Annotated in this window: 2 protein-coding genes and 1 pseudogene; all 3 read right to left on the reverse strand. The window is 64.4% G+C overall.

Annotated elements, in window-relative coordinates; genetic code table 11:
* A pseudogene (locus BN2476_RS49855) lies at positions 1-77 on the reverse strand (hypothetical protein); the annotation flags it as partial.
* Positions 78-128: 51 nt separating this feature from the next.
* On the reverse strand, positions 129-434 hold the full coding sequence (locus tag BN2476_RS42435) for an urease subunit beta (protein ID WP_087740119.1): 306 nt from the start codon (positions 432-434) through the stop codon (positions 129-131).
* Between the two features lie 12 nt (positions 435-446).
* A partial coding sequence (ureA, locus tag BN2476_RS48990) for an urease subunit gamma (protein WP_235851220.1) occupies positions 447-590 on the reverse strand: 144 nt, incomplete at its 5' end.

Here is a 590-nt window from a genome sequence, read left to right on the forward strand (position 1 = left end):
TCCGCGAGACGCACGCGGTCGCCCGTCGTGGGGCCGTACATTTCCGCGTATGCGCGGCGGCCAATGCGTAGTGTCATGTCATGAGGTTCCGGAAGTGGCTCTTGCAAAAGCGGGACGCGGGCAAGAGATCAAAGCTTGCCCATCACCTTGCCGTTGAAGCCATAGACGACGCGGTCGCCGGCCAGCGCGACGAGTTCGACGGTGCGCTCCTGGCCCGGCTCGAAGCGCACGGCCGTGCCCGCCGCGATGTTCAAACGGAATCCGCGCGCTGCTTCGCGATCGAACGACAGCGCCGCGTTCACCTCGTAGAAGTGATAGTGCGAGCCGACCTGCACGGGGCGGTCGCCTGTGTTCGATACCGTGAGCGTGATGGTTGCGCGGCCCGCGTTGAGTTCGTGCTCGCCGTCGTCGGTAATCAGTTCGCCTGGGATCATGAGCGCGTCTCGTCACGCAATCGGGTGATGGACGGTCACGAGCTTCGTGCCGTCGGGGAAGGTCGCTTCGACCTGGATGTCGGGGATCATCTCGGGCACGCCTTCCATCACATCGTCGCGCGTGAGGAGCGTGGTGCCGTAATGCATCACTTCGGC

It is taken from the genome of Paraburkholderia piptadeniae (assembly GCF_900007165.1).
Classification (GTDB): domain Bacteria; phylum Pseudomonadota; class Gammaproteobacteria; order Burkholderiales; family Burkholderiaceae; genus Paraburkholderia; species Paraburkholderia piptadeniae.